This window comes from Streptomyces phytophilus, assembly GCF_013870535.1.
GTDB lineage: Bacteria > Actinomycetota > Actinomycetes > Streptomycetales > Streptomycetaceae > Streptomyces > Streptomyces phytophilus.
Genome location: NZ_JACBXC010000449.1, coordinates 1 through 4458, shown reverse-complemented (window position 1 = coordinate 4458; position 4458 = coordinate 1). Strand labels below are relative to the sequence as shown.

Genomic DNA, 4458 nt, shown 5'->3' with positions numbered 1-4458 from the left:
GTGACGCGGGCGGAGGCGTCGGCGCAGGCGAGGGCGATGGTGGGAGCGCTGCGGGAGGAGGGCGGCAGGCTGGCGGCGCGGCCCGAGGGCTGAGCGGGGCCCGGGGGTGAGCGGGGCGCGGGGGTGAGCGTGCTCCGAGGGTGAGCGGGATCCGGGGCGCCGGGTGCCGGGGGCGGGTACGGCGCGCGGGCCGACGGCCGGTTGTTGCGGGGGTGTTGCGGGTACGTGGCCGGGCCCGACCGGCCCTTACGGCCGCCGCGAGCCCGCGGCTACGTTGCGCGTACCCCCGAGCACGCGGAGTGGCATATGACGACGGACCACGGCGACCACGCACCTGCGCACCCCCACGCCCACCACGGCGGCCACCCCGCCGACCCCACGCTCTACCGCACCCCCGCCGACGCCGCCGCCGCGCCGCCGGAACGCCTGGCGTACGTCGTCGGCTTCGACCGCGGCGCCCGCCGCCCCGACGCCCTGTTCACCCTCGACACCGATCCGGCCTCCGCCTCGTACGGCACGGTCGTCGGCGTCACCGAACTGCCCACCCTGGGCGACGAACTGCACCACTTCGGCTGGAACGCCTGCTCCAGCGCCCTGGCCCACGCCGACCACCACAACCCCGAGCGCCGCTACCTCATCGCCCCCGGCCTGCGCTCCTCCCGCCTGCACGTCTTCGACACCCACCCCGACCCGGCGCACCCGCGGCTGCTCAAGACCGTGCCGGCGGACGAACTCGCCGCCCAGGCCGGCTACTCCCGCCCCCACACCCTGCACTGCGGCCCCGAGGGCGTCTTCCTCTCCTGCCTCGGCAGCGCCGACGGCACGGACGGCCCCGGCGGCGTCGCACTGCTGGACCACGAGACGTTCGACGTGCTGCGCGCCTGGGAGACGGACCGGGGCCCGCAGCAGCTCGCGTACGACGTGTGGTGGCACCTGAACCACGACGTCGCGGTGACCAGCGAGTGGGGCACCCCGTCGATGGTCGAGGAGGGCCTGGACCCGGAGCTGCTCCTGGGCCGCAAGTACGGCCACGCGCTGCACTTCTGGGAGCTGGGCACGGGCCGCCACCTCCAGCGCGCCGACCTCGGCGACGAGCACCAGATGGTGCTGGAGCTGCGCCCCGCGCACGACCCGGGGGCGACGTGGGGGTTCGCCGGGGTGGTGGTGAACGTGACGGACCTGTCGGCGTCGGTGTGGCTGTGGCACCGCGACGCGGCCGGCGGGGACTTCACCGTACGCAAGGTGATCACCATCCCCGCCGAGCCCGCGGACCCGGCGGAACTGCCGCCCGCCCTGCGGCCCTTCGGCGCGGTGCCGCCGCTGGTGACGGACATCAACCTGTCGGTCGACGACCGCTGGCTGTACGTCTCGGCGTGGGGCACGGGCGAACTGCTGCAGTACGACGTCAGCGACCCCTTCCAGCCCCGCCGCACGGCCTCCGCCCGCCTCGGCGGCATCACCGCCCGCACGCCGCACCCGGCGGCGCCGGACACCCCGCTGACGGGCGGGCCGCAGATGGTCGAACTCAGCCGCGACGGACGCCGCGTCTACCTGACCAACTCCCTCTACGGCTCCTGGGACGACCAGTTCTACCCGGACGGGATCGACCCGTGGCTGATCAAGCTGGACGCGGACCCGGAGTCGGGCGGCCTGGCGGTGGACCGGCGCTTCTTCCCGCACGGGGCGGAGTTCCGGGGGCGGCGCGTACACCAGACGCATCTGCAGGGCGGGGACGCCTCGTCGGACTCGTACTGCTACCGCTGAGGCCGCGCGGCGGCCCGCGCGGTCCAGTGGGCGTGCCGGGCGCGGACGGCCCGGACGTCGCCGTGGCCGGGGCCGAGGGACTGCGTCATGGCCGCCAGCAGTCCGGCCAGGTCGCCGGCCGCACCGGCGGCGTCGCCGGCTTCGCCGCGCCAGTGGGCGGCGCGGTCCCGGACGGCGTAGGTGTCTGGGTGGTCCTCGCCGGACAGCCGGCGGCGGGAGGCGAGTAACACCCCGTACGCGGCGGCCGCTTCGGCGGCATCGACGGACGCCCGGGAGCATGCCTCGGCCAGGGCGCCGGCGAGCATGTCGGCCAGGGGCCCTTCGCCGTGCCGGTCGTCGAGGTCCCGGAAGCCGGACAGCGCCCCGGCAAGGACGGCGACGGCTTCCCGGAGCCTGCCCACCTGCCGCAGAGCGGCGCCGTGGTTGCCCAGCGCGCGGCACTCCGCGTGGCGGTCGCCGAGGTCCCGGAGAAGGGCGACGGCCCGCTCGACGACTCCGAACATCTCCTCGAACCTGCCCGTGAGCGCCAGCGCGGAGCCGAGGGCGTTCAAGGCCATGCCCTCGCGGTAGCGGTCGCCGAGATCCCCGAAGGTGTCGGCGGCCTCACCGAGGACGCCGATCGCCTCCTCGGCCCGGTCCATGCGGATCAGATCGGCCCCCAGGTTGTGCAGCGCTCCGCTCGTGCCGTGGCGGTCGCCGAGTTGCCGGTGGATGGCGACCGCGCGGGTGCGCGCCTGGATCGACTCCTCGAACCTGCTCGACTGCACCAGCGGGGTCGCGAGATTGTTCAGCGCCCTGCCTTCGAAGACGAGGTCGCCGACTTCCCGCGCGTACGCCACGACCCCGGTGAGGACGCCGATCGCCTCCTCGAACCTGCGCGCCTCGGTCAGCGCGGCCCCGAGGTTGCCCAGCGCCATCGCCTCATGGCGGCGTTCGCCGGCTTCCCCGGCGTACGCCGCGACCCCGGTGAGGACGTCGATCGCCTCGTCGAACCTGCGCGCCTCGGCGAGCGCGGTCCCGAGATCGCCCAGTTCGCTGCTCCGGCCTCCGAGGTCGCCGATCTCCTCCCGGATGGCGGCGGCCCGCACGTGGGCGTCGATCGCCTCCTCGAACCGGCGCAGCTGCCGCAGCGCCGACCCGAGGATGCCCAGGGCCACGCTCTCGCCATGGCGGTCACCCGCCTCCCGGCAGATGGCCAGGGTGAGGCCGGCGAGCGCGTGGCCGTCTTCGAAGCAGCGGCGATCGTCGAGGTATTCGGCGAGGTCGAAGGTGAGTTCGGCCGTGGCGTCGACGTGCCCGAGGGCCGCGGCCGTGGTGGCGGTGGCCACCAGGTTGGGATGCTCGGCGTCCAGCCACGCCAGCGCGGCGGCGCGGTCGCGGAAGCGGGGGTCGTGGTCGTCGGCGGCGGGGCTGAAGTGGGTGGCGGCCGCTCGGGTGGTCTCCCGGTAGTGGTCGTACAGGCGGGTCCGGGCGGCCGGGCGCTCGTCCTCGTCCCCGCCACCGCCGTCCCCGCCGCGGCGCTCCGCGCCGCCGCCGTCCTCGCCGCCGCGTTCGTCCGCGTACAGGCGTACCAGGTCGTGCATCCGCCACCGCCCCCACGTGTCGCGGGACGTCTCGATCAGGTGCGCCTCCGCCAGGTGCTGGAGCAGCGCCTCCGCCTCGGCGGTGCCGGTGCCGGCGAGGCGGGCGGCGGCTTCCGTCGACACGTCGGGGCCCGGGTTGAGGGGGAGCAGGCGGAAGAGGCGGGCGTACGGGGGGTCGAGGAAGTCGTACGACAGGTCGAAGGCGGCGCGGACCGCGCGGTCGGGGCGGGTCAGGGTCCCCAGCCGCCGGTGCTCCTCGCCGAGGGCGGCGGCCAGCGACGCGGCGGAGCGGTGCGGCGCCACGGCCAGCAGGGCGGCGGCGATGTGCAGGGCCAGCGGCAGGCCGGCGCAGAGGCGGGCGATCGTGGCGGTGCCGGCCGGGTCGTCGGCGAAGCGGGTGTCGGCGTCGCCACGGGCGTGGCGCAGGGCCTGGTCGAGGAGGGCCGCGGAGGCGGGGGCGTCGAGGGTGTCGAGGTCGTGGAGGCGGGCGCCGAGGCCGTCGAGGGTGTGGCGGGAGGTGACGAGGGCGGCGGTCACGCCGTCGGTGGGCAGCAGCGGCCGGGCCTGCTCGGTGTCGGAGGCGTTGTCGACGACGACGAGCAGCCGGCGGCCCTCGGCGGCGTACGCGGCCAGGGCGCTGCGGTAGAGGCGCCGGCGGTCCTGGAGGCCGTGGGGGATGTGCTCGCCGGGTACGCCGAGGGCGCGCAGGAGGCCCTCCAGGGCCCGTTCCGGGGTGACGCGCCGGTCGGGGTCGGGGTGGTAGCCGGAGAGGTCGGTGAAGAGCACGCCGCCGGGGAACCACCCGGGTTCCGCGAGCGCCCGGGTGGCGGTCTGCAGGGCGAGTTCGGTCTTGCCGATCCCCGCCAGCCCGGCGACGGCCGTGACGAGCACCGCCCGCTGCCCACCGCCGGATACCCCGGCGTCCGCCACGTCCGCGGGCGCCAGGTCTGCCAGCAGCCGTTCGACGGCCTCGCCGCGGCCCGTGAACGTCGCCGAAGGCGCCGGCAGCCCGGCGAGCGCCGGGGTGATCCGCGGCGGCAGCTGCACGGTGAAGTCCCGGCCCTGGAGCAGGGGCCCGAACTGGACGCCGCCGGAGACCGTATTGGCGACC

At 76.2% G+C, this 4458-nt stretch carries 2 protein-coding genes; one reads left to right on the top strand and one right to left on the bottom strand.

Features of this window, described 5'->3' with window-relative positions:
• Positions 1–306 precede the first annotated feature (306 nt).
• Positions 307–1764 (top strand): selenium-binding protein SBP56-related protein, encoded by a 1458-nt coding sequence (locus H5J30_RS18910; protein WP_181788600.1) that lies wholly within the window; start codon positions 307–309, stop codon positions 1762–1764.
• Here H5J30_RS18910 and H5J30_RS18905 read toward each other — a convergent pair.
• Positions 1755–4458, bottom strand: a 2704-nt coding sequence (locus tag H5J30_RS18905) for a tetratricopeptide repeat protein (protein WP_181788599.1), incomplete at its 5' end; no start/stop codon positions are given. The genes H5J30_RS18910 and H5J30_RS18905 overlap by 10 nt on opposite strands.

Coding starts and splice junctions, on each gene's coding strand:
- H5J30_RS18910 (WP_181788600.1), top strand. CDS start 307: ATGACGACGGACCACGGCGACCACGCACCTGCGCACCCCCACGCCCAC.